The following is a 26629-nucleotide window of genomic DNA, read 5'->3' as shown; positions in this document are numbered from 1 at the left end:
GGCCGGCCGCGGCCTGGGGCGCCGTCGCCGCCGAGCGCCGCTCCGCCGAGGCCGAGGCGACCGTCCGGCAGGCGATGACGCAGCGGGACCAGATGAGCGAGGCCCGCGACGACGCCCTGCGCGCCGTCGAGGACGCCGTCGCCGCCCGCCGCGCCGTCGAGTCCGAGCGCGACCGGATGACCGAGCAGGCCGGCGAGCTGTCCCGGGCGCTGGAGGGCGCCCGCGGCGAGCTCACCCAGGCCCGCGGCGAGACCGGCCAGGCCCGCGGCGAGACCGCGCAGGTCCGCGCCAAGCTCGCCGACGCCGAGATGCAGGCGCAGAACCTGCAGCACGCCGTCGCCGCGGCCGCCAAGGAGTCCGAGGAGGCCCGCAACGTCGCGCAGGCCGCCGAGACCCGGATGCGCGCCGCCGAGGCCCGCGCGAACGAGGCCGAGCGCCGCACCCAGGAGTTCGAGGTCCGCGCGAAGGCCGCCGAGAGCCGCGCCGCCGAGAGCGAGCGCCGCACCCAGGAGGCCGGGCAGCGGGCCGGGGAGTCCGACCGCCGCGTGCAGGCCGCCGAGAGCCGGATGAAGGCCGCCGAGTCGCGCGCCGCCGAGGCCGAGCGGCGGCTCGCCGACGGCGACCGGCGCGCCGTGGACGCCGAGCGCCGCGTGGACGTCGCCGAGGCCGAGCGCAAGCAGGCCCTCGACACGGCCGCGCAGACCCTGGAGGCGGCCAAGAAGGCCGAGCGGGAGCGGGACGGCGCGAACGCCGCGCTGGAGGCCGCCGAGCGGCAGCGGGAGGGCGCCGTCCAGGCGCAGGCCCGCTCCGACTCCGAGCTGACCATCGCCCGGGGCCGCGCGGACACCGCCGTCCGCGAGCGCGACCAGGCGTCCTCGGCGATGCGGCAGATCGCCACCGAGCGGGACGCGATCGCCGAGAAGCTCGCCGAACGCGACCAGTGGGTCGACCAGCTCGCCCAGGCCGTCACCGAGCAGCGCGCGCAGATCGCCGAGCTCACCCAGGAGCGGGACGCCGCCAAGCAGGCGTCCGAGCAGGCCCGCGGGCTCATCGACGAGCTCACCCGCCAGCTTCGGACGATCATGCCCACCGGGGCGCCGCCGCGCTGACCGTCCCCGCACGTCCCCGCACGTCCCTACGCCGCCCCAGGCCCTGCTCTCAGGGCCCGGCGGCCTCGGACCCGCGGATCCGCCCCACGGCCCCCGTGGGCGCCCTCCGGACTCCGGACGGGGCGCCCGCGGGGGCCGTGGCGGCTCCGGAACGCCACCGTCCGATGACGGATCGCTCGTGTCGGCCCCGGAGACGGGAGCGAGACGGGGCCGGGGACCGCCCGGAACGCCCCGATGTGGGGAGGGACACGCCTGTCCGGGGCCGTCCCGGATGTGCCGCTGCCGACGAGTGATATTCTGGTGGCCCGTGGACAGTGCGGTACCGATTTCCGGTCCATCCGCCTCGTATCGACCACGGGAGAGTCTTCTTGCCTTCGGCCACCACTGGTAGCTCACGTCCTACCAAGCATCTGTTCGTCACCGGCGGTGTCGCCTCCAGCCTCGGCAAGGGACTGACGGCCTCCAGCCTGGGACGTCTTCTCACGCTTCGCGGCCTTCGGGTCACCATGCAGAAGCTCGACCCCTACCTCAACGTCGACCCCGGCACGATGAACCCCTTCCAGCACGGTGAGGTGTTCGTCACCGACGACGGCGCGGAGACCGACCTCGACGTCGGCCACTACGAGCGCTTCCTCGACACCGAGCTGCACGGGTCGGCCAACGTCACCACCGGCCAGGTCTACTCCAACGTGATCGCCAAGGAGCGGCGCGGGGAGTACCTCGGCGACACCGTGCAGGTCATCCCGCACATCACCAACGAGATCAAGGACCGCATCCGCGGCATGGCCGACGGCCAGGAGGTCGATCTCGTCATCACCGAGGTCGGCGGCACCGTCGGCGACATCGAGTCGCTGCCGTTCCTCGAGGCCGTCCGGCAGATCCGGCACGAGATCGGCCGCGACAACTGCTTCTTCCTGCACGTCTCGCTGCTGCCCTACATCGGCCCGTCCGGCGAGCTCAAGACCAAGCCGACCCAGCACTCGGTCGCGGCGCTGCGCTCCATCGGCATCCAGCCGGACGCGATCGTCTGCCGGTCCGACCGGCCGATCACCGACGGGCTCAAGCAGAAGATCAGCCTGATGTGCGACGTCGACCGCGAGGCCGTCGTGTCCGCCGTGGACGCCGCCAGCATCTACGACATCCCGAAGGTCCTGCACGCCGAGGGCCTGGACGCCTACGTCGTCCAGCGGCTCGGGCTGCCGTTCCGGGACGTCGACTGGGGCTCCTGGGACGAGCTGCTCCAGCACGTCCACCAGCCGTCCCGCGAGGTCACGATCGCGATGGTCGGCAAGTACATCGACCTGCCCGACGCGTACCTGTCGGTCACCGAGGCCCTGCGCCACGGCGGGTTCGGCAACGACGCCCGGGTGAAGATCCGCTGGGTCAAGTCCGACGACTGCGAGACCCCCGAGGGCGCCAAGCGCGAGCTGGACGGCGTCGACGGCGTCCTGATCCCCGGCGGGTTCGGCGTCCGCGGCATCGAGGGCAAGCTGGGCGCGATCCGGCACGCCCGCGAGAACCGGATCCCGCTGCTCGGCATCTGCCTCGGCCTCCAGTGCATGGTCATCGAGGCCGCCCGGCACCTGGGCGACCTGCCGGACGCCGGCAGCGCCGAGTTCGACCCGGCCACCGCGCACCCGGTCATCGCGACCATGGCCGACCAGCTGGACGTCGTGTCCGGCGAGCGCGACATGGGCGGCACGATGCGGCTCGGCCTGTACCCGGCCGACCTCGCCGAGGGCTCGATCGTCCGCGAGCTGTACGGGGAGGCCAAGGCGTCCGAGCGGCACCGCCACCGCTACGAGGTCAACAACGCCTACCGCGACCGGATCGAGGAGACCGGGCTCCGGTTCTCCGGCCTGTCCCCGGACGGCCGCCTGGTCGAGTACGTCGAGCTGCCGCGCGAGGCGCACCCGTTCTTCGTCGGCACCCAGGCGCACCCGGAGTTCCGGTCCCGTCCGACCCGTCCGCACCCGCTGTTCACGGGCCTGGTCGGCGCGGCGATCGAGTACGCCGACGCCCGCGGGGCGGGCGCGTCCGCGCCGACCGCCCGGTGACGGGGGCGGGGTTCGGCCCCGAGGACGTTCGCGACGTCCCGGAGCGCTGGCACACCGAGGGCTCCGACGAGGTCTTCGCCGGGCACATCTTCCGTGTCCGGCGCGACCGGGTCCGCATGCCGAACGGCGCGGGCACCGAGCTCGTCGGCCGGGACGTCATCGAGCATCCCGGCTCGGTCGGCGTGATCGCCCTGGACGACCGGGGCCGCGTCCTGCTGCTGCGCCAGTACCGGCACCCGGTCGGGCGCTTCCTTTGGGAGGCCCCGGCGGGGCTCCGCGACGTGGACGGCGAGCCGCTGCACGTGCTCGCCGCCCGCGAGCTGCTGGAGGAGGCCGGGTACGAGGCCGGCCGCTGGGACGTCCTGGTGGACCTGTTCCCCTCGTCCGGGATGTCGGACGAGCGGACCCGGATCTTCCTGGCTCGCGACCTCGCCGAGGTCCCCGCCGAGGAGATCGACTTCGAGCGGGTGCACGAGGAGGCCGACATGCCGGTGGTCTGGGTGCCGCTGGACGAGGCCGTCCGCAAGGCCCTGAACGGCGACCTGCACAACATGATCGCCGTGACCGGGGTCCTCGCCGCGCACGCCGCCGCCGTGGACGGGTTCGCCGGCCTGCGCCCCGTGGAGGCCCCCGAGGACTGACCGCGCTGACCGACCGCGCTGACCGACCCGCGGACCTCCACCGCCGGGTGAGCCGAATCGTTACCGTCACGCCCCGCCGTCCACCGGACGCGCGGGGCGTTGACGTAACCCCCCGGGCCCGGAGGGGGCATGATGGGGCGCGGGGGACGGCGTCCGCGCGTCACCGGCACCCGCCCGCCCCCGAGCCCCCGAACGCCCGTCCAGAACGAGGTCCGCACTGACTCCGAGCACGACCGGCCGCAGCGCAGCGCCCCCTGGGAACACCGCCTCGGGGGCCGGCCCCGGGGGTGCGGCCTCGGGGGCCGGCCCGGGGACGGCGCTGGAGTCGACCGTGCGCACCTACCTCGGGCACCTCGCCGTGGAACGGGGCCTGGCCGCCAACACCCTCAGCTCCTACCGCCGCGACCTGCGCCGCTACGTCGAGGTCCTGACCTCGCGCGGCCGGGACGCGATCGACCGGGTCACCGAGGACGACGTCCGGGCGTTCCTCGTCGGCCTGCGCGAGGGCGACGCCGACCACCCGCCGCTCGCGGCCGGGTCGGCGGCCCGCGCGGTCGTCGCCGTCCGGGGCCTGCACCGGTTCGCGCTGCGCGAGGGTCTCGCCGCCGACGACCCGGCGCGCGAGGTCCGGCCGCCGACCCCGCCCCGGCGGCTCCCCAAGGCGATCTCCCTGGCCGAGGTCGAACGCCTGCTCAACGCCGCGTCCGGGCCGGACAGAGGCGACCGGGGCACCGTAGGGGACGCCACGGCCGCCGCCCGCGCGCTCCGCGACCGCGCCCTGCTGGAGCTGCTGTACGGCTCGGGCGCCCGCATCTCCGAGGCCGTCGGCCTGGACGTCGACGACGTCGACCTCGGTGAGGGCTACGCGCGTGTCGCGGGCAAGGGCGGCAAGACCCGCATCGTGCCGATCGGCGAGTACGCGCGCCGCGCCGTCGAGGCGTACCTCGTGCGCGCGCGCCCGGAGCTGGCCCGCACCGGACGCGGCGGCCCCGCCCTGTTCCTCAACGCGCGCGGCGGACGGCTGTCCCGCCAGGGCGCGTGGATGGTGCTGCGCGCCGCCGCCGACCGGGCGCGGCTGACCGATGTGTCCCCGCACACACTGCGTCACTCGTTCGCGACCCACCTCCTCGACGGCGGCGCGGACGTGAGGGTCGTCCAGGAATTGCTCGGACATGCCTCGGTGACGACCACGCAGGTCTACACTCTGGTAACGGTTCAACTATTGCGCGAGGTCTACGCCACGTCACATCCGCGGGCACGCGGCTGACAAAACGCGACGCATCGACCGCGAGTCGAGTTGAGACAGCGGCGACGGGGCCCTAGAGTCCCCGGACTGGTAGGCATCTTCAAGCCGCCGGGGAGGGATCTGGTGACACGCACTGAGGCTGCGGACGGCCTGTTGTCGTCCGCCACCATCGAGACCGATCCGAGTCGTGCCCTGGGGCCGACCCAACGTCCGGTCCCGATCTTCCCTGAGCCCGAGCCCCTCCCGGAGCACGGGCCCGCGCGGATCGTGTCGATCTGCAACCAGAAGGGCGGCGTCGGCAAGACGACGACCACCATCAACCTGGGCGCGGCGCTCGCCGAGTACGGCCGCCGCGTGCTGCTGGTCGACTTCGACCCCCAGGGGGCGCTGTCGGTCGGCCTCGGCAAGGGCGACCCGCGCCAGCTCGAGGTGACCATCCACAACCTGCTGCTCGAGCGTGACACCGAGTGGGAGGACGTGGTCATCGAGACCGGCGTCGACGGGATGGACCTGCTGCCGTCCAACATCGACCTGTCCGGCGCCGAAGTGCAGCTGGTCCACGAGGTCGGCCGCGAGTACATCCTCGCGGGGGCGCTGAAGTCCGCCATCCCGGACTACGACTACATCCTCATCGACTGCCAGCCGTCCCTCGGCCTGCTGACGGTGAACGCGCTGGCCGCCAGTGAGGGCGTGCTGATCCCGCTGGAGTGCGAGTACTTCGCCATGCGCGGCGTCGCGCTGCTCATGGAGACCATCGACAAGGTCCAGCAGCGCATCAACCCGTCGCTGGAGATCGACGGCGTCCTCGGCACGATGTACGACTCGCGCACCCTGCACACCCGCGAGGTGCTCGGCCGCATCGTCGAGGCGTTCGGCGACAAGGTCTTCCACACCGTGATCAACCGCACCGTCCGGTTCCCGGACGCCACGGTCGCGGGCGAGCCGATCACCTACTTCGACCCGTCCTCGATGGGCGCCAACGCCTACCGCAGCCTGGCCCGTGAGGTGCTGGAACGCTGGAAGACGGGGGTCTGAGCGGGCTCCGCCGTCCGTTACCGTTCTCCCTGTGCACCCGCCCGCCCCGCCGCCGACCCAGGCCGACGAGAAGGCCGACCCGATGGCCGACGCTCCCGACGACGACGCCCTTCCCGGCGATCTCGCGGACGAGGCGTCCGGTGAGGCCCCCGGCTCCGGTTCCGGTCCCGCTGAGGACGCCCGGACCGGTGAAGCCGGAGGGGCCGCCGGGGAGGGGGACGGCAAGGGGTTCCGGGTCGAGCTGGAGAACTTCCAGGGCCCGTTCGACCTGCTGCTGGGGCTGATCTCCAAGCACAAGCTCGACATCACCGAGGTGTCGCTGCACAAGGTCACCGACGACTTCATCGCGCACATCCGAGCCCACGGCAAGGACTGGGACCTCGACCAGGCCAGCCACTTCCTGCTCGTCGCCGCGACCCTGCTCGACCTCAAGGCCGCCCGCCTGCTGCCGTCCGGCGAGGTGGACGACGAGGAGGACCTGGCGCTCCTGGAGGCCCGCGACCTGCTGTTCGCCCGCCTGCTCCAGTACCGGGCGTACAAGGAGGTCGGCAAGTACCTCACGGAGCGGATGGCCGACGCGGCCCGCCGGTTCCCCCGGATCGTCCCGATGGAGCCGCGGTTCGCGAACCTGCTGCCGGAGGTGCTGATCGGGCTCGGCCCCGACCAGTTCGCCCGGCTCGCCGCCAAGGTGTTCACCCCGAAGGCCCCGCCCGGCGTGAACGTCGAGCACATGTACCAGCCGAAGGCGAGCGTCCGCGAGCAGGCCGAGGTGGTCATCGCGAAGCTGCGCGCTCTGGGGCAGGCCACGTTCGACCAGCTCACCGACGACGCCGAGGGCACCTTCCAGGTCGTCGCGCGGTTCCTGGCCCTGCTGGAGCTGTACCGCGAGCGCGCCGTGACCTTCGAGCAGGACGAGCCGCTCGGCACCCTGCACGTCACCTGGATCGGCACCGACGACGGGGAGATCTCGGTCGGCGACGACTACGAGGGCTCCCGCGACCCCGCCGGCAAGCCGTCCGACGAGACCGAGGAAGACACCGATGACTGACCACCCCGAGGACGCTCCCGAGCCTCCGGAGACGTCCGGGCCTCCCGAGACGCCCGAGACGGCCGGGGTCCCCGAGGCGCCGCCGGCCCCTGAGGCGCCTGAGGCCGGGGACGCCGGGGAGGCGCCCGGCGCCGGGGAGGACGGGCCGTCGCTGCGGGCGCAGGTCGAGGCGATCCTGCTGGTCGTGGACGAGCCCGTGGCCGAGATCACCCTCGCGCAGCTCCTGGAGCGGCCCGTCCCCCAGATCTCCGCTACGCTGCGTGAGCTGGCCGCGGAATACACCGACCAGGGTCGAGGGTTCGATCTACGGGACGTGGCGGGCGGCTGGCGCTTCTACACTCGTGACATCTGCGCGCCGGTGGTGGAGAGGTTCGTCACCGACGGGCAGCAGGCCCGCCTGACCCAGGCGGCGCTGGAGACCCTGGCGGTGGTCGCCTACCGGCAGCCGGTCAGCCGCGCCCGGGTCTCGGCGGTGCGCGGCGTCAACAGCGACGGGGTGATGCGGACGCTGGCGCTGCGCGGCCTGATCGAGGAGGCCGGGCAGGACCCCGAGTCCCAGGCCGTCCTGTTCCGCACCACCGGGTACTTCCTGGAGAGACTGGGGCTGCGCGGCCTGGAAGAGCTGCCCGAACTTGCCCCCTACCTGCCCGATGACCTGCCAGAAGAGATAGTCGAGGAAGCGTGAGCGACAACGAGGGCGTGCGCCTGCAGAAGGTCCTGGCCGAGGCCGGGATCGGCAGCCGCCGCCACTGCGAGGAACTGATCGGCGAAGGCCGGGTCGAGGTCAACGGCCAGCGGGTGTTCCGGTTCGGTGAGCGGGTCGACCCCGAGAGCGACGTGATCAAGGTGGACGGCCGCCGGGTGGAGACCCGGTCGGAGATGCGCTACTACATGATCAACAAGCCGCGCGGCGTGGTGTCGACGATGAAGGACGAGCGGGGCCGCAAGTCCCTGGCGTCCTACGTGGAGGTGCCCGAGCGGCTGTTCCACGTCGGACGGCTCGACACCGACACCGAGGGCCTGATCCTGCTCACCAACGACGGGGAGCTGGCGCACCGGCTGACCCACCCGAGCTTCGGTGTGAGCAAGATGTACCTGGCCGAGATCCACGGCCCGATCCCGCGGGACCTGGGCCGGCGGCTGCGCAAGGGCGTGGAGCTGGAGGACGGCTTCGCCAAGGCCGACGAGTTCCGGATCTTCGACCAGGTCGGCAGGCGGATCCTGGTGGAGATCACCCTGCACGAGGGCCGCAAGCACATCGTCCGGCGGCTGCTGAAGGAGGTCGGCTTCCCCGTGCAGCAGCTCGCTCGCGTAGAGTTCGGACCGCTCAAGCTCGGCCAGCTCAAGCCCGGCCACATGCGGGCGCTGAGCGTCCGCGAGGTCGGCGAGCTGTACAAGGCCGTCGACCTGTAGGCACGGGCCTCCGGGCCGGGGGCACGGGCGGACATGATCGGCGAGGACGGGGAGGTACCGGTGGCGGTGAGGGCGGTCCGCGGCGCGACCCAGGTGGAGGCGGACGACCGGGACGAGATCCTGGCCGCGACCACCGAGCTGGTCACGGCGGTGATGGAGCGCAACGCGCTCGGTACCGACGACGTGATCAGCGTGCTGTTCACCGCGACTCCCGACCTGACCGCCGAGTTCCCGGCGCTCGCGGCGCGCAACCTGGGGTTCCAGGAGGTGCCGCTGATGTGCGCGAGCGAGATCGCCGTCCCGCACGGGCTGCCCCGCGTGATCCGGCTGATGGCGCACGTCGAGACGGACCGTCCCCGCGCGCAGGTGCAGCACGTGTACCTGCGCGGGGCGGCGGCCCTGCGCATCGACATCGCCCAGTAGCCGACACCGCTCAGTAGCCGACACCGCCCAGTGACCGACGTCGCTGAGTAGCCGACGCCCCTCGGTGACCGGCATCGCCCGGTAGGCGGGTCCGGGCCGCCTCCCGGGCCCTTCGCCGGATCGGGTCTTCGGGCCCTGCGGAGTGGGACGATCCGGCCGCCTGGGCCCAGTAGGCTGGATCGGTGGCAGAGACCCCAGTCCCCGAGCGTTCCGAACCCGGCGAGCCCGGCCCCGGCCGCGTGGTCGTCATCGGCACCGGCCTGATCGGCACGTCGATCGCGCTGGCCCTGCGGGCACGGGGCTCGGAGGTCTATCTGTCCGACCGGGACGCCGCCGCGCTCGACGTGGCCGTGCAGATCGGCGCGGGCGAGGCGCTTCCGGTGGGCGGCCTCGGCGGTCCCGCCGACCTGGCCGTGATCGCCGTCCCGCCCGCCGCCGTCGCCGTGACCCTGCTGGACGCGCAGAAGCGCAGGCTGGCGGAGGTCTACACCGACGTCGCGAGCGTGAAGGCGCTGCCGCTGGCGCAGGCCGCCGACCTGGGCTGCGACCTGGCGTCCTACGTGCCGGGGCATCCGCTGGCCGGACGGGAGCGCTCCGGGCCGTCCGCGGCCCGCGACGATCTGTTCCTCGGCCGTCCGTGGGCCCTGTGCCCCGGCGGCCGCACCGCGCCGGACGCCGTCGCGGCGGTCGAGGGCCTCGCGCGGCTCTGCGGGGCCATGCCGGTCACCGTGGACGCCGAGCACCACGACCGTTCGGTCGCGCTGGTGTCGCACGCCCCGCACGTGGTGTCGGCGGCGGTCGCGGCCCGGCTGACCAGCGCGGACGACACCGCGCTCGGCCTGGCCGGGCAGGGCGTCCGGGACGTCACCCGGATCGCCGCGTCCGACCCGAGGCTGTGGATCGGCATCCTGGCCGCCAACGCCGAGCCGGTCGCCGACGTCCTGGAGGCGGTCGCGACCGACCTGGCGGTGGCCGCCTCGCTGCTGCGCGACGGCAGCGAGGGCGCCGCGACGCACGTCGCCGACCTGCTGCTGCGCGGCAACGCCGGGCGGGCCCGGATCCCGGGCAAGCACGGCGGCGACCAGCGCAGCTACGCCACCGTCACCGTCGTCATCCCGGACCGTCCGGGCGAACTGGCGATGATCTTCCAGGCGGCGACGATCGCCGGGGTCAACGTCGAGGACATCGCGATCGAGCACTCCCCGGGCCGCCCGCTCGGTGTGCTGGAGCTGTCGGTCCAGCCGGAGGAGGCGGCGAAGCTGGCCGACGAGCTGCGCGCGCGCGGCTGGTCGGTGCCCGGCTAGCAAGTACCCTGGAACGCTGGCCGTCGCGGGCACCCGCCCCCGGCGTCCCCCGGCGCCGCCATTTCGGCGCCCCAGCACCGCACCAGACATCGAAAGGGAGCGATCGTGTCGCTCGTCATCGCCATGGACGGCCCGTCCGGGTCCGGCAAGTCCAGCGCCTCCAAGGGCGTGGCGCGCGCCCTCGGCCTGCGCTACCTCGACACCGGCGCGATGTACCGCGCCATGACCTGGTGGATGCTGGAGCACGGCGTGGACGTCGAGGACGGCGAGGCGGTCGCGGCCCGCGCGGGCGAGGCGGCGCTGGTGTCCGGCACCGACCCGAACCGTCCGACGATCGAGGCGGACGGCACGGACGTGTCCGGGCCGATCCGCACCCGTGAGGTCACCAACGCGGTGAGCGCGGTCAGCCGGGTTCCGGCGGTGCGGGAGCGGATGGTCGCGCTTCAGCGTGAGATCATCGGTGCCGGGGGCATCGTGGTGGAGGGCCGTGACATCGGCACGGTCGTCGCGCCGGACGCGCCGGTCAAGGTCTACCTGACCGCCAGCGAGGCGGCGCGGGCCGCGCGGCGGGCCAAGGACCTGGCGGCCGACCCGGGCGCGTCGGTGGAGGTCACCCAGGCCGAGCAGGCACGACGCGACGAGCTGGACTCCACCCGGAAGGCGTCCCCGCTGGCGAAGGCGGCGGACGCGCATGAGATCGACTCGACCGAGCTGAGCCTCGACGAGGTCATCGAGGCGGTCGTCCGCCTCGCCAAAGAGCAGTACTGAGCGGGCTCGGCAACGAGCGCACGAGCGAGCCGGGGGACGCCGGGAGGCGTACCCGTCCGGCGAGCGGGGACATGAACGTGACTGAGAGCGAATACGACTTCGACGCCGCCGACTTTGATGTCGCCGACCTTGAGGCGGAGGCCCTGGAAGGGGGCTTCTCCGAGGAGGGCGAGGGGCCCGCGCCCGTGGTGGCCGTGGTGGGCCGTCCGAACGTCGGCAAGTCCACCCTGGTCAACCGGATCATCGGCCGCCGTGAGGCGGTCGTGGAGGACGTGCCGGGCGTGACCCGGGACCGGGTCGCCTACGACGCGACCTGGTCCGGACGCCGGTTCACCGTGGTGGACACCGGCGGCTGGCTGCCGGACGCGGCGGGCCTGGCCGCGGCGATCGCCGAGCAGGCCCGGATGGCGGTGGACCTCGCCGACGTGGTGATGTTCGTCGTGGACGCCACCGTCGGCGCGACCGACGTGGACGAGGCCGTGGTGGAGATCCTGCGCCGGTCCGGCAAGCCGGTGGTGCTGGTCGCCAACAAGGTCGACAACATCGGCACCGAGTCGGACGCGGCGCTGCTGTGGAGCCTCGGCATCGGCGAGCCGCACCCGGTCAGCGCCGTCCACGGGCGCGGTTCGGGCGACCTGCTGGACGCCGTGCTGGAGGCGCTGCCCGAGCAGGCCCCGAAGGAGCGGTTCGGCATCGAGGCGGGCGGGCCGCGCCGGGTGGCGCTGCTGGGCCGTCCGAACGTCGGCAAGTCCAGCCTGCTGAACCAGCTGGCGGGAGAGAAGCGGGTCGTCGTCGACTCGGTCGCGGGCACCACCCGCGACCCGATCGACGAGGAGATCGACCTCGGCGGGAAGACCTGGCGGTTCATCGACACCGCCGGGATCCGCCGCCGCCACCGGGAGAACCAGGGCGCCGACTTCTACGCCACGCTGCGCACGCAGTCGGCGCTGGAGCGCGCCGAGGTCGCGGTCGTGATGATCGACGCGAACGAGCCGCTCGCCGAGCAGGACCTGCGGATCATCTCCATGGTGATCGAGTCCGGCCGGGCGCTGGTCATCGCCTACAACAAGTGGGACCTGCTCGACGAGGAGCGCCGCCACTACCTGGACCGCGAGATCGACCGGCAGCTGCACAACGCCCGCTGGGCGCCGCGCGTGAACGTGTCGGCCCGCACGGGACGGCACATGGAGAAGCTCGTCCCGGCGATCGAGACGGCCCTCGCGGGCTGGGACTCGCGCGTCCCGACGGCCAAGCTGAACCAGTTCTTCGCCGACCTGGTGTCGTCGCACCCGCACCCGATCCGGGGCGGCAAGCAGCCGCGCGTGCTGTTCGCGACGCAGGCCGGCGTCCGGCAGCCGCGGTTCGTGCTGTTCACGTCCGGGTTCCTCGAGGAGGGCTACCGCCGGTACATCGAGCGGCGGCTGCGCGAGGAGTTCGGCTTCGAGGGCACCCCGATCGCGGTGACGATGAAGATCCGCGAGAAGCGGGGCAAGCGCAAGTAGCGGGAGCGCGCCGTGGCCCGTCCGGGGCTTCCCCGGGCGGGCTTCGGCATGTCAGGATGCCTGTGACGCCCTGAGTAAGTTTTCCATTACTCGCGGACCGGTGGTCCGGTGGGGCGTGACGCGACCGGGCGAGGAGTGTGACGTGAGGCTTCTGCTGCTGGTGCTCGTGGCCGCCGGGTTCCTGGCCGCCGGCTTCTACTGGCGGCAGCCCTGGATCGGCGCGGTCGGCCTGCTCGTCCTGTTCGCGGGCATGTTCACCGACCGCGACGACGTCGCGAACGACGACGAGAAGGGCAGCTTCGAGACGACCAAGTCGGTCCGCAACATGCGCTCCCGCGACCGCTGACGTCCCTCAGAATCCGTGCTCGTCGGGAGCCACGCGCTGGTCGGAGCCGTCGTCCGGTTGGCGCGCGTAGCGGCCGTAGGACGGCCTGAGCGGCTGCGTGACCGCCGTCTCGTCCCTGAAGCCGGACGCCTCGGACGGCTCGGCGGCCACGTCGCGGACGCCGACCACCGCGAACCGGCCGAGCGCCACCGCCGCGAAGAACACGATCACCACGCCGAGCCCGGTGAACCCGCCGAGCTGCTCGGCCAGGTGCCGGCCCTTGGTCGCGCCGAGCGGGTCGCCGATGCCGTTCACGTCCCACAGGACGGCGGTCTGCGTCCCGACGGCGAACCAGGCCCCGCCGAGCGCCGCGAGCCACCCGCCGAGCGAGGCGACCACCCGGTTCGAACCGGCCGCCACGACGAGCCCGCCCAGCGCGGTCGCCGCCCCGGGCGCGACGCACAGCTCCAGCCGGTCGGTGCCGTAGATCCACGTCTCGTCGGGGTGGAAGCCGAAGTGCGCGTACGGCCCGGCAAAGGGCAACAGCGCACCCCAGCCCCCGAGTAGCACGAGCAGAACCCCACTGAACGCCCCGCGACTCCGGGGCACCCACATGTTCCCACCCATAACGGCCGCCTCCCGACCAGGTAGCCCTATTCAAGTTTCAACCCGCCTTTACCCCCCACCCCACCCTTCATGCGTGAGGTCCGCCGGGCCGGGTCAGGCGATGGTGCGGGCGGTGCCTTCGGGGGTGGACGGGTCGAGGTGCCAGTTGATGATGCGGGTGGGGTGGATGCGGATCAGGTCGTCGCTGAAGAAGCCCTTGCCGATGTGCATCTCGCCCTTGACCATTTCGGCGCGGCCGCGGATCTCGACGCCGCGGCCCCAGCCGGGGCGGACGGCGTCGGGGTCGTCGGGGGAGGTCAGGTCGTCGACGAGGAACGAGACGGCCGGGTTGGACTGCGCGTTGCGGTACTTGCGGCTGGCGGCGTTGTCCGGGCCGCCGATGTCGATGGTGCCGTCGTCGTTCAGGCGGAATCCGACGGGACGCGAGTTCGGCGTCCCGTCGGGGGCGACGGTCGCGAGGCGGCCGAGGTTCTGCGTCGTCAGGTAGGCGCGTTCGGCGGCGGTGAAGGGATCCGGTGTCGTCATGCTTCCGACGGTAAGACCTCGACCTGACTTGAGGTCAACCGAGCGCGCCGCGGACGAACGCGCCCATGTCGGCGATCGCCGCGCGGGACTCCGGGAGGAGGGGGCCGAACATCTGGAAGACGTGGATCTGGCGGTGCCAGACCTGGAGGGTCGTCGGGACGCCCGCGCGGACGAGCCGTCTCGCCATGGTCTCCGCGTCGGTGTACAGGAGCTCGGTCGAACCGGCGGTCAGCAGGACGGGCGGGAGCCCGGTGAGGTCGGCGCGGATCGGCGAGATCGCCGGGTCGGTGAGGTCGAGGTGGGGGAGGAGGTCCTCCACCAGGCGCTCCAGCAGCGGGCCGGGCCCGGACGGGTCGAGCCGCGTGTTCGGGTGGGCGAGCTTGGTGCCGAGGTGCATGTCGAGCATCGGGGACAGGGCGACCAGTGCGGCGGGGAGCGGCAGTCCCTCGTCGCGGGCGCGCAGGGCCGTCGCGAACGTCAGGTGGCCGCCCGCCGAGTCGCCCATGATCACGATGTCGGACGCGTCGCGGTCCTCCAGCAGGCTCCGGTAGGCGGTCAGGCAGTCCTCGACCTCGTCCTCGAACGGGACGTCCGGGATCATCCGGTAGTCGACCGACAGCGCGGGGACCCCGGCGGCGGCGCTGAACCGGGAGACCATCCGGCGGTGCGTGTTCAGGCCGCACGAGACCCAGCCGCCGCCGTGCAGGTAGAGGATCGCCTTGGCGCGATCGGGGCCGACGCCCGGTCCGTGCGTCCACTCGGCGCGGAAGCCGTCGAAGGCGACCGGCGCGAAGTGGGCGTCGCGCGGCGGGCGGGCCCGTCCGGCCAGCCTGTCGAGCACCGCGGCGCGGCGCAGGGCCTTCTCGGTGAGGGGACGCTCGGCCGCCTTCGCCAGTCCGGGCCGGACCAGGCCGCGCACGCCGGCGGCGACGGCCCGCGAGCGCAGGCTCGCCGTGCCCTGCCTGTCGATGACCAGCGTGGTGGGCTCCGCAGGGGTCACGTCCGCTCCCTCGTTCCGCCGCCGTTTCCGAACGCGATTCTGATCGTCCCATCGCGGGGTGCCGGTGAACAAGCATTCGTTCCGGTGCTGCAGAAGCAAGGGGACCGCAGAAGCAAGGGGTTGGCCACTGTTCGCCTTGCAGCTTCTGGTCGATACTCCGGATGTGGCTTGCAGATGCGAGGGGTCTAGGGTGATCCGCGTGACGAACTTCCGGATCAGTGAGGCCGCGGCCCTGCTCGGGGTCAGCGCGGACACCGTCCGCCGGTGGGTGGACGGCGGACGGCTGCCCGCCGTCCGGGACGAGCACGGCCACCGGATCGTGCCGGGGGCCGACCTGGCCGCCTTCGTCCGCGCCCAGGCCCGCGAACCGGGGGAGAGCTTCTCCTCCGCGCGGAACCGGATGCGGGGCATCGTCACCGACGTGGTGCTCGACACGGTCATGGCCAAGGTCGAGATCCAGGCCGGGCCGTTCCGGATCGTGTCGCTGATGAGCCGCGAGGCCGCCGAGGAGCTGAGCCTGGAGGTGGGCGTGGTCGCCGAGGCGGTCGTGAAGTCCACCACCGTCGTCGTCGAGCGTCCCGACGCGGGCTGAGCCCGCACCCCCTTCCCCCCCGTTTGAGAACCCCCGAGGAGTCGTTGTGCTGAGACGTGCATCCGTGGCCGCGGTGGCGGCCCTGTCCCTGGCGGCCCTCGCCGCGGGCTGCGGCGACACCAAGGACGACAAGTCCGGTAAGTCCGGTGGATCCGGAGACAAGACGCTGACCGTGTTCGCCGCCGCCTCGCTGACCGAGACGTTCACCCGGCTCGGCAAGGACTTCGAGGGGACGCACCCCGGGCTGAAGGTCCGGTTCAACTTCGGCGGCAGCTCGGCGCTCGCGCAGCAGATCACGCAGGGCGCGCCCGCGGACGTGTTCGCCGCCGCCAGCGGCACGACCATGAAGACCGTGGCCGACGCGGGCGACGTGTCCGGGCAGCCGACCGTGTTCGCCAAGAACCGGCTGGTCATCGCCGTCCCGAAGGGCGACCCTGGCAAGGTGCACGCGCTCGCCGACCTGGCCGGGGCCAAGCTGAAGGTCGTGCTGTGCGCGGAGCAGGTGCCGTGCGGGGCCGCCGCGAAGCAGGCGCTCGCCGCCGCGCGCCTCACGGTCAAGCCGGTGTCCCAGGAGCAGGACGTCAAGGCCGTGCTGACCAAGGTCCGGCTCGGTGAGGCGGACGCCGGGCTCGTCTACCGCACGGACGCCAAGGCGGCGACCGGGCAGGTCGAGGGGATCGAGTTCCCCGAGTCGGCCAAGGCGATCAACTCCTACCCGATCGCGTCGCTCGCCAAGGCCCCGCAGTCCGCGCTGGCCAAGGAGTTCGTCCAGTACGTCCTGTCGCAGCCGGGGAAGGCGGCGCTGAGCGAGGCCGGGTTCGAGTCCCCGTGACCGTCCTGCGCGGGCGGCGGGCACGGCGAGGGGAGGCGGCGGACCGGGTCCGGGGGCGTCCGCCGCTCGTGCTGATGCTGCCCGCGCTGGTCGGCCTGGTGTTCCTGGTCCTGCCGCTCGCAGGGCTGCTCGTCCGGGCGCCCTGGGGGACGGTCGGGACCCGGCTCGGCCAGCCGCAGGTGCTGGAGGCGCTGCGGTTGTCGCTGGTCAGCGCCACGATCGCGACCGGGCTGTGCCTGCTGTTCGGGGTGCCGCTGGCCTGGCTGCTGGCGCGGGTGCCGTTCCCCGGCGTCCGGCTGGTGCGGGCGCTGGTGACCGTCCCGCTGGTGCTGCCGCCCGTGGTCGGCGGCGTCGCGCTGCTGCTCGTCCTCGGACGGCGCGGCCTGGTGGGGGAGTGGCTCGACCGCGCGTTCGGGATCACGCTGCCGTTCACGACGTCCGGGGTGGTGCTCGCCGAGACGTTCGTGGCGATGCCGTTCCTGGTGATCAGCGTGGAGGGCGCGCTGCGCGCCGCCGACACCCGGTTCGAGGAGGCCGCCGCCACGCTCGGCGCCGGGCGGTGGACGGTGTTCCGCCGCGTCACGCTGCCGATGGCCGCGCCCGGCGTCCTGGCGGGCGCGGTGCTGTGCTGGTCGCGCGCGCTCGGCGAGTTCGGCGCGACGATCACGTTCGCGGGCAACTTCCCCGGACGCACCCAGACCATGCCGCTCGCCGTCTACCTCGCCCTGGAGACCGACCCGCAGGCCGCGATCGTCCTCAGCCTCGTGCTGCTGGCGGTGTCGGTGGCCGTGCTGGTGGCCCTCCGCGACCGCTGGACCGGTGCCGCGTGACGGCCGCCGAACAGGCCGGAGGCCTGGACGCCCGGATCGTCGTGCGGCGTCCCCGGTTCGATCTCGATCTCGTCCTGACGGCCGCGCCGGGCGAGGTCGTGGCGCTGCTCGGCCCGAACGGCGCGGGCAAGAGCACCGCCCTGCGGGCCCTGGCCGGGCTCACCCCGCTCGCCGGCGGCCACGTCCGCGTGGACGGACGGGACCTCACCCGCCTGCCGCCCGACGAACGCCGCGTCGGCATGGTCTTCCAGGAGTACCTGCTCTTCCCGCACATGTCCGCCCTGGAGAACGTGGCGTTCGGGCCGCGCGCCCAGGGGACGGGCAGGCGCGAGGCGCGCCGCCGGGCCGCCGAGTGGCTGGAGCACGTCGGGCTCGCGGAGCAGGCGTCGGCCCGTCCGCGCGCGCTGTCGGGAGGGCAGGCGCAGCGGGTCGCGCTGGCGCGGGCCCTGGCCGTCCGGCCGGGGCTCCTGCTGCTGGACGAGCCGCTCTCCGCCCTCGACGCCCACACCCGCCTGGAGGTGCGCGCGGCGCTGCGCCGCCATCTCGCCGGGTTCGCGGGCGCGGCCGTCCTGGTCACCCATGATCCGCTGGACGCGCTGACCCTCGCCGACCGCCTCGTCGTCGTCGAGGGCGGACGGCTCGTCCAGGAGGGCGCCCCCGCCGACGTCGCCCGGCACCCCCGCACCCCGTACGTGGCGCGGCTCGTCGGGCTGAACCTGTTCCGGGGCCGCGCGGACGGAGGATCCGTCGTCATCGCGGACGGGCGCCTGAAGATCGACGCCGTGGCCTCACCCGAGGGTGATGTTTTTCTCGCTTTCGAGCCGTCCGCCGTCGCGCTGTACCGGTCCCGCCCGGACGGCAGCCCCCGGAACCTCTGGAAGGCCCGCGTGGCGGCGGTGGAGAGCCGCGGCGACCGCTTCCGGATCCGGCTCGACGGGGCCGGTCCGGACGCCTCCGGAGGGGACGGCCCGGACGCGTCCGGAGGGGACGGTCCGCAGGTCTCGGCGGACGTGACGGCGGCGGCCGTGGCCGAACTGGGCCTCGCGGAGGGCAGCCCGGTCTGGGCCTCCGTTAAGGCCACGGAGGTGCGGGTATATCCCGCCTGAGCGGGGTGCGTCAGCGGTCGAGCGGGCTCTCGGGGCAGAGCCGATTCCCGGTGACATCAATCACAAATGGGCTCAGCCTGCCCCAAAACTCCTCTGGATTGGTCCAGACCAAATGGAAAAAGCCGCGGGATTTGCTCATGATGCAAACATCCTGCGAACAGCTGAAGGAGTTGCCCGTGTCCAACCAGGAGATCCCCGGCCTCGACCAGGCCCCGACCAGTCACCGTGAGCTCGTCGACTGGGTGCGTGGGATCGCCGAGCTGACCCAGCCCGAGCGAGTCGAATGGTGCGATGGTTCGGATGCGGAATGGGAGCGCCTGACCTCGCTGCTCGTCGAGCAGGGCACCTTCAGGCGGCTCGACCCGGACAAGCGGCCGAACAGCTTCTACGCGGCGTCCGACCCGTCGGACGTGGCCCGCGTCGAGGACCGCACCTACATCTGCTCCGAAAAGGAGGAGGACGCCGGCCCGACGAACAACTGGATCGCCCCGGCGGAGATGCGGGCGACCTTCGCCGACCTCTTCCAGGGGTCGATGAAGGGCCGCACCATGTACGTGGTGCCGTTCTGCATGGGCCCGCTGGGCGGCAACATCTCCCAGCTCGGCGTCGAGATCACCGACTCGCCGTACGTCGCGGTCTCCATGAGGATCATGACGCGGATGGGCGAGGGCGCCCTGCGGCTGATCGAGGAGCGCGGCTCGTTCGTCAAGGCCGTCCACTCCGTGGGCGCGCCGCTGGAGCCGGGCCAGGCCGACGTCCCGTGGCCGTGCAGCACCACCAAGTACATCTCGCACTTCCCCGAGACCCGCGAGATCTGGTCCTACGGCTCGGGCTACGGCGGCAACGCCCTGCTCGGCAAGAAGTGCTACGCGCTGCGCATCGCCTCGACGATGGCCCGTGACGAGGGCTGGCTCGCCGAGCACATGCTCATCCTCAAGCTCACCCCGCCGGAGGGCGAGACCCGCTACGTCGCGGCCGCGTTCCCGTCCGCGTGCGGCAAGACCAACCTCGCCATGCTCGAGCCGACCATCCCGGGCTGGAAGGTCGAGACCATCGGCGACGACATCGCCTGGATGCGGTTCGGCGAGGACGGCCGGCTCTACGCGATCAACCCCGAGGCCGGGTTCTTCGGCGTCGCGCCGGGGACGGGCGAGGCCACCAACGCCAACGCGGTGAAGACCTTCTACGGCAACTCCATCTTCACCAACGTGGCGCTGACCGACGACGGCGACGTGTGGTGGGAGGGCCTCACCGACGAGCCCCCCGCGCACCTCACCGACTGGAAGGGCAACGACTGGACCCCCGAGTCCGGCGTCCCCGCCGCGCACCCGAACGCCCGCTTCACCACCCCGGCCGGGCAGTGCCCGATCATCGCGCCGGAGTGGGAGGACCCGAAGGGCGTGCCGATCTCGGCGATCCTGTTCGGCGGCCGCCGCGCCACCGCCGTCCCGCTGGTGACCGAGTCCTTCGACTGGCAGCAGGGCGTCTTCCTCGGCGCGAACATCGCGTCCGAGAAGACCGCCGCCGCCGAGGGCACCGTCGGCGAGCTGCGCCGCGACCCGTTCGCGATGCTGCCGTTCTGCGGGTACAACATGGGCGACTACTTCGGCCACTGGCTGAAGATGGGCCGTTCCACCGACGTGGAGAAGCTCCCCCGCATCTACTACGTCAACTGGTTCCGCAAGAACGCCGACGGCAGGTTCATCTGGCCGGGCTTCGGCGAGAACAGCCGCGTCCTGAAGTGGATCGTGGACCGGCTCAACGGCAAGGCCGACGCAGCCAAGTCCGCCATCGGCCAGCTGCCGACCCGCGAAGCCCTCGACCTCACCGGACTGGACCTGTCCGACGAGGACCTCACCACCCTGCTCACCGTGGACACCGCGGTCTGGAAGCAGGAGGCCGCCCTGGTCCCGGCCCACTTCGAGACCTTCGGCGACCACCTGCCCAAGGAGCTGTGGGCCGAGTACGAGGCCCTGGTGAACCGCCTCGGCGAGTGACCCCGCCCGGCGCCTCGGATCCGAGGCTCGGGTGATCTCGTGACGATCGGGGCCGCGTCCTGCCGGACGCGGCCCCTTCGCGTGATTAGGGTCGGGCGCATGTGGCATGACCTGATGCACATCCAGATCCCGGTGGCCGACAAGGCCATCCGCACCTTCGCGGTCTACCTGCTCATCGTGGCGCTGCTGCGCCTGGCCGGGAAGCGCGAGCTCGCCCAGCTGAACGGTTTCGACTTCGTGGTGATGCTGCTGCTGTCGAACGTCGTCCAGAACGCCATCATCGGCCCGGACAACTCGCTGTGGGGCGGCGCGCTCGGCGCGATCCTGCTGGTCGGCGCGAACGCGGTGTTCGTCCGGATCGTCCTGGTGGTGCCGTGGCTGCGGCGGCTCGTCCACGGGAGTCCGAGCATCCTGGTGTGGAACGGGCGGTGGCGCGAGCGCACCCTGTTCCGGCTCGGCCTCGGCAAGCCGGACGTCATCCAGGGGATCATGGAGCAGGGCGGCGACGGCCTGCACGACACCCGCCTGGTCACGCTGGAGCCGAAGGGGTCGCTGATCGTCCGGCTGCGGGAGAGCGAGCAGAACTCCGACAAGACCGACATGGCCGATCTTCGGGCCCGGCTGGACCGGATCGAGGCCCACCTGGCCGCCTTGGCCGCCCGCCCCGACACCCGCTGACCCCGTCCGGACACCCGCTGACCCCGTCCGGACACCCGCTGACCCCGTCCGGACACGCGCTGACCCCGTCCGGACACGCGCTGACCCCGTCCGGACGCGCACCGGACGGATCGGGGCACTCCGGAGCCGCCGGACGCCCAGTAACCTCGCAGGTATGTCGAGGTTGGAGTTCAGGGTCCACGAGCTGACCGTCGGGCAGCTCGCCGAGCGCAGCGGGGTGGCGGTCTCGGCCCTGCACTTCTATGAGTCCAAGGGGCTGATCAGCAGCCGCCGGACGGCGGGCAACCAGCGCCGCTTCACCCGCGACACGCTGCGCCGCGTCGCGTTCGTCAAGGTCGCCCAGCGCGTCGGCATCCCCCTGAACCGGATCCGCGACGCCCTCGCGACCCTCCCCGAGGAGCGCACCCCCACCGCCGAGGACTGGGCCCGTCTCTCCGAGACCTGGCGCACCGAGCTGGACGACCGCATCGCGCAGCTGGAGAAGCTCCGCGACGAGCTCACCGACTGCATCGGCTGCGGCTGCCTGTCGATCAGCACCTGCGCGCTCGCCAACCCCTACGACCGGCTCGGCGACGAGGGCCCCGGCCCGCGCCGCCTCCTCGTCGAACGCCACCGCGGCCGTCCCGCCCCGGGCGGCAAGTCCGCCACCACCGCCGCGACCGCCCCCTGCGCCGACGCCTGCTGAGCCCGGCACCGTTCTGGGGGAGCGGTGCCGGGCTCGGTGCCTTGCGGTGCGGTGCCTTGCGGTGCGGTGCGGTGCGGGTCAGCGGACGCGGCGGCGGCTGCGGTCGTGCGGGTCCATGCGGCGGGGGATCGGCTCGCGGCCCGTGGGCTGGCACGGCGGGGCGGGCGCGGGCTCCTGGGCGATGTCGCGTTCCACCGGGTCCTTCTCGAGGTGGAACTCGGTGCCGTGGTGGGCGAGGACGAGGCCCGGGCCGTCCAGGAGCTCGTAGGTCGCGGTCTCGCCGGTCACGGTGACCTTGATCAGGTTGCCGCGGTAGCGCATGCGGAACGCCAGGCGGCTGATGCCGCCGGGCAGGCGCGGCGCGAAGCGCAGGTCGCCGCGGGTGGCCCGCATGCCGCCGAAGCCCGCGACCAGCGCCGTCCACGCGCCCGCGAGGGACGCGATGTGCAGGCCGTCGCGGGTGTTGCGGTTCAGGTCGTGCAGGTCCATCAGCGCGGTCTCGCCGAGGTAGTCGTGCGCGAGCTCCAGGTGCCCGCACTCGGCGGCGACGACGGCCTGCGTCTGCGCCGACAGCGACGAGTCCCGGACGGTCAGCGCCTCGTAGTAGGCGAAGTCGCGCGCCTTCTGCTCGGGCGTGAAGTTCTCCCCGCACAGGTGCAGGGCGAGCACGAGGTCGGCCTGCTTGACGACCTGCTTGCGGTACAGGTCGAAGTACGGGACGTTCAGCAGCAGCGGGTACTGGTCGGGCTTGGTCGCGGCGAAGTCCCAGCGGGCGTGGTCGGTGAACCCGTCGCACTGCGGGTGGACGCCGAGCCGCTCGTCGTAGGGGATGCGCATGCGGTCGGCCGCGTCCCGCCAGGACGCCGCCTCCTCGGTGGTGACGCCCAGCCGGTCGGCGACGTCCGGGTGGCGCATGGCGGTGTCGGCGGCCTCGCACAGGTTCCGGCGGGCCATGAGGTTGGTGTAGACGTTGTTGTCCACGATGGCCGTGTACTCGTCCGGGCCGGTGACGCCGTCGATGCGGAACACGCCCTCGACGTCGTGGTGGCCGAGGCCGCGCCACAGCCGCGCGGTCTCCACCAGGATCTCCAGCCCGACCTCGCGTTCGAACCGTTCGTCCTGCGTGGCGTCCAGGTAGCGGACGACGGCGTCGGCGATGTCGGCGTTGATGTGGAACGCGGCGGTTCCGGCGGGCCAGTAGCCGGAACACTCCTGGCCCCGGATCGTCCGCCAGGGGAACGCGACGCCGGACAGGCCGAGCTGGCCCGCGCGCTCCCGGGCGAGCGGCAGCGTCATGTGCCGCCAGCTGAGCGCGTCGGCGACCGCGTGCGGATAGGTGTAGGTGAGCACCGGCATGACGAACGTCTCGGTGTCCCAGAACGAGTGGCCGTCGTAGCCGGGTCCGGTGAGGCCCTTCGCGGGGATCATCCGGCGCTCGGCGCGGGCGCCCGACTGGAGGATGTGGAACAGCGCGAACCGGACGGCCTGCTGGACCTCCGCGTCACCGTCGACCTCGACGTCCGCGCCCTCCCAGAACTCGTCGAGGAACTCGCGCTGCTCCTTCAGCAGCCCCTCCCAGCCGGTCTGCCGGGCCGCCGCGAGCGCGCCGACGACCTGGTCGTTCAGCGCCGACCGGGACCGCTGGCTGGACCACCCGTAGGCCATGTACTTGATGATCCGCAGCCGCTCGCCCGGCTTGAGGCGGGTCGCGACGGTGAGCCGGCCGATGTCGGGCAGGCTCTCCAGCGCGTGGTCGGCGGCGTCCGGGCAGGTGACCTCGTGCGACATGCCCGCCGCCATCCGCAGGCCGCTCTCCCGGGTGCGGTGCACCAGGACGACCCGGTGCCCGTTCGACATGTGCTCCTCCGAGATCAGCGGCTGCTCGAGCATCGCGCTGGCCCGGGGGTCCTTGCCGAGGTCGGGCAGCGCCTCGTTCGCGACGAGCTCGCTCTGCAGGACGATCCGCACCGGGTCGTCCACCGCCTCGACCTCGTAGCAGATCGCGGCGACGGCGCGCTGTGACAGCGACACCATCCGGGTCGAGGTCACCTTGACACGGCGGCCCGCCGGGGACGTCCACTCGACGTCCCGCGAGAGGGTTCCGGCGCGCATGTCGAGGAGTCGTTCGTGGAAGTGGACCCGTCCGTAGCGGACGTCGAGCGGCTCGTCGTCCACCAGCAGGCGGATGACCTTTCCGTTCGTCACGTTGATGACGGTCTGCCCGGTCTCGGGGACGCCGTAGGCGACCTCGGCCTGCGGCAGCGGACGCCGCTCGTAGAACGAGTTCAGGTAGGTGCCCGGCAGGCCGTGCGGCTCGCCCTCGTCGAGGTTGCCGCGCAGGCCGAGATGGCCGTTGGACAGCGCGAACACCGACTCGCTCTGGGCCAGCCGGTCCAGGCGCAGCTCGGGCTCGCGCACGCACCAGGGCTCGACCAGGAACTGCGGCTGCGGCGCGCTCGAAACGCGGTGGTCCGACGCGCGGTGGTCCGACTCGGTCACTGGTCCCCCTTGAGAAGTTCGGAGAGGTCGCCGACGACGACGTCCGCGCCGTGTTCGCGCAGGCCGGCGGCGTGGTCGGCGTCCAGCCGGTTGACGCCGACGACGTAGGCGAAGCCGCCGCGGTGCCCGGCCTCGACCCCGGCGAGCGCGTCCTCGAACACGACCGCGCGGGCGGCGGGGACGCCGACGGCCTCGGCGCCGGCGAGGAAGGTGTCCGGCGCGGGCTTGCCCGGCAGCTGGCGTTCGGCGGCGACGACGCCGTCCACGCGCGCGTCGAACAGCCCGGTGATGCCCGCGACCCGCAGGACCTGCACGGTGTTCGCGCTGGACGACACGACGGCGGTCTTCAGCCCGGCGGCACGGGCCGCGCGGACGAAGTCCACCGACCCCTGGAACACCTGGACGCCGTCCTCGTCGATGAGCTTGAGGACCAGCTCGTTCTTGCGGTTGCCGAGCCCCCGCACGGTCTCCGCGCTCGGCGGGTCGTCCGGGGAGCCCTCGGGCAGGTGGATGCCCCGCGACTCCAGGAACGAGCGGGTGCCGTCCTCGCGCTTCTTGCCGTCCACGTACGGCCCGTAGTCGTTCCGCACGTCGAACGGGACGAACGGCTCACCATGCCGCAGCGCCCGGTCCTTCAGGAACTCGTCGAACATCTGCTTCCACGCGGCCGCGTGCACGGCGGCCGTCGCGGTCAGCACTCCGTCGAGGTCGAACAGGCACGCTTCGACCCCCTCCGGCAGTCCCAGCAATGTTTCCCCTAAGTCGTAGGCTTCGCGATCACGCTTCCCCGTGGCCAAGTACATACCCGGAACAAGGACGTTCGCCGCCCTGTTGGCGGAACAAGAGGGGTAGGACCTCGGGCAAGCGATGCATACGACGAGTGAGGAAGACCTAGTGACCAGCACCCAGCAGGCGAACATCGGTGTGACCGGCCTGGCAGTGATGGGCCGCAACCTGGCGCGGAATCTGGCGCGCCACGGTTACACCGTCGCGCTGCACAACCGCACGGAGGCGCGGACGAAGGCGCTCGTCCAGGAGTTCGGCGACGAGGGGACGTTCCTCCCGGCCGCGACGGCGGAGGAGTTCGTCGCGTCGCTCGAGCGTCCCCGGCGCGTGGTCGTCATGGTGAAGGCGGGCGCGCCCACCGACGCGGTGATCGAGGAGTTCGCCGCGCTGCTCGAACCGGGCGACATCATCGTGGACGGCGGCAACGCGCACTTCCTGGACACCCGCCGCCGCGAGGCCGCGCTCCGCGAGCGCGGCCTGCACTTCGTCGGGACGGGCGTGTCCGGCGGCGAGGAGGGCGCGCTGAACGGCCCGAGCATCATGCCGGGCGGCTCCGCCGAGTCGTGGGAGGCGCTGCGTCCGCTGTTCGAGTCGATCGCGGCGCAGGTGGACGGCGAGCCCTGCACCACCCACATCGGCCCGGACGGAGCGGGCCATTTCGTCAAGATGGTGCACAACGGCATCGAGTACGCGGACATGCAGCTCATCGCCGAGGCCTACGACCTGCTCCGGCACGCGGGCGGCTTCGAGCCCGCCGAGCTCGCCGAGATCTTCCGCGCCTGGAACACCGGCCGTCTCGACTCCTATCTGATCGAGATCACCGCCGACATCCTCGCGCACACCGACCCCGAGACCGGCCGCCCGTTCGTGGACGTCGTCCTCGACCAGGCCGAGCAGAAGGGCACCGGCCGCTGGACGGTCCAGACCGCCCTCGACCTCGGCTCCCCGGTCAACGGCATCGCCGAGGCCGTGTTCGCCCGGTCCACCTCGGGGCACGCCGACCTGCGCGCCGCCGCCCGCGCGCTGCCCGGCCCGTCCCGTGAGCCGGTCGCCGACCGCGCCGCCTTCGCGGAGAAGGTCGAGAAGGCGCTCTACGCGTCCAAGATCGTCGCCTACGCGCAGGGGTTCAACGAGATCCAGGCCGGGAGCGCCGAGTACGGCTGGGACATCGACCTCGGCGCGACCGCCGCCATCTGGCGCGGCGGCTGCATCATCCGGGCCGCGTTCCTCGACCGGATCCGCGCCGCCTACGCCGCCGACCCGGCCACCCCGACCCTGCTCGCCACGCCGGACTTCGCGGAGGCGCTGGCCGACGCGCAGGACGCCTGGCGCGAGGTCGTCGCCGTCGCCGTCCGCGAGGGCATCCCGGCCCCGGGCTTCGCCGCGGCCCTGGCCTACTACGACTCGCTCCGGGCCGACCGCCTGCCGGCCGCCCTGATCCAGTCCCAGCGCGACTACTTCGGCGCCCACACCTACCGGCGCGTCGACAAGGACGGCTCCTTCCACACCCTCTGGGCCGACGACCCCCGCAAGGAGATCGACGCCTGACCCACCGGCCGGAGACGGCTCCCGCCCGGCGCGCGGGCGGGGGCCGTTTCCTT

General features: G+C 72.8%; 26 protein-coding genes. 21 read left to right on the top strand and 5 right to left on the bottom strand.

Annotated features, from left to right (window positions below; genetic code table 11):
- The 13 genes from EBO15_RS44195 to EBO15_RS15820 form a co-directional block, all read left to right on the top strand.
- Nucleotides 1–1109, top strand: a 1109-nt coding sequence (locus tag EBO15_RS44195) for a hypothetical protein (protein ID WP_456047873.1), incomplete at its 5' end; no start/stop codon positions are given.
- A 368-nt stretch (nucleotides 1110–1477) separates the two neighbouring features.
- Nucleotides 1478–3166 carry a CTP synthase gene (locus tag EBO15_RS15875; RefSeq protein ID WP_122195163.1) on the top strand — a complete coding sequence of 563 codons (1689 nt, stop codon included), beginning with the start codon at nucleotides 1478–1480 and terminating at the stop codon, nucleotides 3164–3166.
- A complete protein-coding gene (locus tag EBO15_RS15870) occupies nucleotides 3163–3807 on the top strand; it encodes an NUDIX hydrolase (RefSeq protein ID WP_325051909.1) in 645 nt (214 codons plus the stop codon). Before EBO15_RS15875 ends, EBO15_RS15870 begins: the two co-directional genes overlap by 4 nt.
- A 331-nt stretch (nucleotides 3808–4138) precedes the next feature.
- Nucleotides 4139–5074, top strand: a complete 936-nt coding sequence (locus EBO15_RS15865; protein WP_233616218.1) for a site-specific tyrosine recombinase XerD — start codon at nucleotides 4139–4141, stop codon at nucleotides 5072–5074.
- A gap of 147 nt (nucleotides 5075–5221) precedes the next feature.
- Complete coding sequence (locus EBO15_RS15860) at nucleotides 5222–6088, top strand: ParA family protein (RefSeq protein WP_233616222.1); 867 nt, start codon at nucleotides 5222–5224, stop codon at nucleotides 6086–6088.
- A 31-nt stretch (nucleotides 6089–6119) separates the two neighbouring features.
- Nucleotides 6120–7136: a segregation and condensation protein A gene (locus EBO15_RS15855; RefSeq protein ID WP_233616217.1), complete on the top strand. Its 1017-nt coding sequence runs from the start codon at nucleotides 6120–6122 to the stop codon at nucleotides 7134–7136.
- Entirely contained in the window at nucleotides 7129–7821 is a 693-nt protein-coding gene (gene scpB, locus EBO15_RS15850; protein WP_122195161.1) for an SMC-Scp complex subunit ScpB, read from the top strand. The genes EBO15_RS15855 and scpB overlap by 8 nt, the downstream gene beginning before the upstream one ends.
- Nucleotides 7818–8549, top strand: coding sequence for a pseudouridine synthase (locus EBO15_RS15845; RefSeq protein ID WP_122195160.1), 732 nt, complete (start codon nucleotides 7818–7820; stop codon nucleotides 8547–8549). The genes scpB and EBO15_RS15845 overlap by 4 nt, the downstream gene beginning before the upstream one ends.
- 60 nt (nucleotides 8550–8609) lie before the next feature.
- Entirely contained in the window at nucleotides 8610–8972 is a 363-nt protein-coding gene (aroH, locus tag EBO15_RS15840; protein ID WP_122195159.1) for a chorismate mutase, read from the top strand.
- A gap of 182 nt (nucleotides 8973–9154) precedes the next feature.
- Nucleotides 9155–10276: a prephenate dehydrogenase gene (locus EBO15_RS15835; protein ID WP_199744560.1), complete on the top strand. Its 1122-nt coding sequence runs from the start codon at nucleotides 9155–9157 to the stop codon at nucleotides 10274–10276.
- Nucleotides 10277–10381: 105 nt separating this feature from the next.
- Entirely contained in the window at nucleotides 10382–11044 is a 663-nt protein-coding gene (cmk, locus tag EBO15_RS15830) for a (d)CMP kinase (protein ID WP_122195158.1), read from the top strand.
- Between the two features lie 71 nt (nucleotides 11045–11115).
- Nucleotides 11116–12546 (top strand): ribosome biogenesis GTPase Der, encoded by a 1431-nt coding sequence (gene der, locus EBO15_RS15825; protein ID WP_122195157.1) that lies wholly within the window; start codon nucleotides 11116–11118, stop codon nucleotides 12544–12546.
- Nucleotides 12547–12688: 142 nt separating this feature from the next.
- Complete coding sequence (locus EBO15_RS15820; RefSeq protein ID WP_122195156.1) at nucleotides 12689–12892, top strand: hypothetical protein; 204 nt, start codon at nucleotides 12689–12691, stop codon at nucleotides 12890–12892.
- Between the two features lie 6 nt (nucleotides 12893–12898).
- On the opposite strand, the gene EBO15_RS15815 is transcribed toward EBO15_RS15820, so the two are convergent.
- From EBO15_RS15815 to EBO15_RS15805, 3 genes are all read right to left on the bottom strand, one after another.
- The gene (locus EBO15_RS15815; protein WP_122195155.1) at nucleotides 12899–13414 is read right to left on the bottom strand and encodes a hypothetical protein; all 516 of its coding nucleotides are present in this window, start codon (nucleotides 13412–13414) and stop codon (nucleotides 12899–12901) included.
- 177 nt (nucleotides 13415–13591) lie between these two features.
- A complete protein-coding gene (locus EBO15_RS15810; protein WP_122195154.1) occupies nucleotides 13592–14023 on the bottom strand; it encodes a PPOX class F420-dependent oxidoreductase in 432 nt (143 codons plus the stop codon).
- Between the two features lie 34 nt (nucleotides 14024–14057).
- A complete protein-coding gene (locus tag EBO15_RS15805) occupies nucleotides 14058–15023 on the bottom strand; it encodes an alpha/beta hydrolase (RefSeq protein WP_122195153.1) in 966 nt (321 codons plus the stop codon).
- Nucleotides 15024–15222: 199 nt separating this feature from the next.
- Here EBO15_RS15805 and EBO15_RS15800 point away from each other — a divergent pair, with 199 nt between their 5' ends.
- From EBO15_RS15800 to soxR, 7 genes are all read left to right on the top strand, one after another.
- Nucleotides 15223–15615, top strand: coding sequence for a helix-turn-helix domain-containing protein (locus tag EBO15_RS15800; protein WP_122195174.1), 393 nt, complete (start codon nucleotides 15223–15225; stop codon nucleotides 15613–15615).
- A gap of 49 nt (nucleotides 15616–15664) precedes the next feature.
- Nucleotides 15665–16447, top strand: coding sequence for a molybdate ABC transporter substrate-binding protein (modA, locus tag EBO15_RS15795; protein ID WP_122195173.1), 783 nt, complete (start codon nucleotides 15665–15667; stop codon nucleotides 16445–16447).
- A gap of 74 nt (nucleotides 16448–16521) precedes the next feature.
- A complete protein-coding gene (locus EBO15_RS15790; RefSeq protein ID WP_199744564.1) occupies nucleotides 16522–17277 on the top strand; it encodes an ABC transporter permease in 756 nt (251 codons plus the stop codon).
- Nucleotides 17274–18383 (top strand): ABC transporter ATP-binding protein, encoded by a 1110-nt coding sequence (locus EBO15_RS15785; protein ID WP_122195151.1) that lies wholly within the window; start codon nucleotides 17274–17276, stop codon nucleotides 18381–18383. The genes EBO15_RS15790 and EBO15_RS15785 overlap by 4 nt, the downstream gene beginning before the upstream one ends.
- A gap of 176 nt (nucleotides 18384–18559) precedes the next feature.
- A complete protein-coding gene (locus EBO15_RS15780; RefSeq protein ID WP_233616216.1) occupies nucleotides 18560–20380 on the top strand; it encodes a phosphoenolpyruvate carboxykinase (GTP) in 1821 nt (606 codons plus the stop codon).
- 99 nt (nucleotides 20381–20479) lie between these two features.
- A complete protein-coding gene (locus tag EBO15_RS15775; RefSeq protein ID WP_122195150.1) occupies nucleotides 20480–21058 on the top strand; it encodes a DUF421 domain-containing protein in 579 nt (192 codons plus the stop codon).
- Between the two features lie 154 nt (nucleotides 21059–21212).
- Nucleotides 21213–21743: a redox-sensitive transcriptional activator SoxR gene (gene soxR / locus EBO15_RS15770; RefSeq protein ID WP_122195149.1), complete on the top strand. Its 531-nt coding sequence runs from the start codon at nucleotides 21213–21215 to the stop codon at nucleotides 21741–21743.
- 78 nt (nucleotides 21744–21821) lie between these two features.
- On the opposite strand, the gene EBO15_RS15765 is transcribed toward soxR, so the two are convergent.
- Together EBO15_RS15765 and EBO15_RS15760 are read right to left on the bottom strand one after the other, a co-directional pair.
- On the bottom strand, nucleotides 21822–24242 hold the full coding sequence (locus EBO15_RS15765; RefSeq protein ID WP_122195148.1) for a glycoside hydrolase family 65 protein: 2421 nt from the start codon (nucleotides 24240–24242) through the stop codon (nucleotides 21822–21824).
- The gene (locus EBO15_RS15760) at nucleotides 24239–24991 is read right to left on the bottom strand and encodes a beta-phosphoglucomutase family hydrolase (RefSeq protein WP_122195147.1); all 753 of its coding nucleotides are present in this window, start codon (nucleotides 24989–24991) and stop codon (nucleotides 24239–24241) included. The genes EBO15_RS15765 and EBO15_RS15760 overlap by 4 nt, the downstream gene beginning before the upstream one ends.
- A 145-nt stretch (nucleotides 24992–25136) precedes the next feature.
- Between EBO15_RS15760 and gndA the strand changes: the two genes are divergently transcribed.
- Complete coding sequence (gndA, locus tag EBO15_RS15755; RefSeq protein WP_267898406.1) at nucleotides 25137–26576, top strand: NADP-dependent phosphogluconate dehydrogenase; 1440 nt, start codon at nucleotides 25137–25139, stop codon at nucleotides 26574–26576.
- Nucleotides 26577–26629 lie beyond the last annotated feature (53 nt).

Source organism: Actinomadura harenae (assembly GCF_003696215.1).
Classification (GTDB): domain Bacteria; phylum Actinomycetota; class Actinomycetes; order Streptosporangiales; family Streptosporangiaceae; genus Spirillospora; species Spirillospora harenae.
The sequence above is the reverse complement of the archived record's forward strand: the minus strand, read 5'-3'. Positions and strand labels throughout refer to the sequence as shown.

Excerpts from the sequence above, each read along its gene's own strand:
- EBO15_RS15775 (WP_122195150.1), top strand. The coding sequence starts at position 20,480 with ATGTGGCATGACCTGATGCACATCCAGATCCCGGTGGCCGACAAGGCC.
- soxR (WP_122195149.1), top strand. The coding sequence starts at position 21,213 with ATGTCGAGGTTGGAGTTCAGGGTCCACGAGCTGACCGTCGGGCAGCTC.
- EBO15_RS15810 (WP_122195154.1), bottom strand. The coding sequence starts at position 14,023 with ATGACGACACCGGATCCCTTCACCGCCGCCGAACGCGCCTACCTGACG.
- scpB (WP_122195161.1), top strand. The coding sequence starts at position 7,129 with ATGACTGACCACCCCGAGGACGCTCCCGAGCCTCCGGAGACGTCCGGG.
- der (WP_122195157.1), top strand. The coding sequence starts at position 11,116 with ATGAACGTGACTGAGAGCGAATACGACTTCGACGCCGCCGACTTTGAT.
- EBO15_RS15790 (WP_199744564.1), top strand. The coding sequence starts at position 16,522 with ATGCTGCCCGCGCTGGTCGGCCTGGTGTTCCTGGTCCTGCCGCTCGCA.